Annotated in this window: 1 pseudogene; it reads right to left on the reverse strand. The window is 36.8% G+C overall.

Going from position 1 to position 269, the window contains the following annotated elements:
• Nucleotides 1-49: 49 nt before the first annotated feature.
• Nucleotides 50-269, reverse strand: a pseudogene (locus ACFINC_RS11405) (DNA recombination protein RmuC); the annotation flags it as partial.

Consider the following 269-nt stretch of genomic DNA (forward strand, 5'->3'; position numbering starts at 1 on the left):
AATAAAGAACATGATTTTAACTTGTGATCGTTCAGAAGCTTGCTTGATTTTATTCTTCATCAACAAAACGCAATGTTTGCGACTGAGCCGATGTTGTCATTTTTTGCGGTTCAGAATAATTTTCTTTTAATTCGACAGTTTCAATGCGATTTGCTCGTTTCATAATTTTGGAGGACGATATTAAAATTCCCTCTATATCTTCACCTGCTTTGTAAAAGTGCTTCTGTAGTGCGCGAACACGCGCATCCATTCGTCCAAAATCTTCCATC

The sequence above is a fragment of the Bartonella sp. AP58NXGY genome, assembly GCF_042195785.1.
GTDB lineage: Bacteria > Pseudomonadota > Alphaproteobacteria > Rhizobiales > Rhizobiaceae > Bartonella.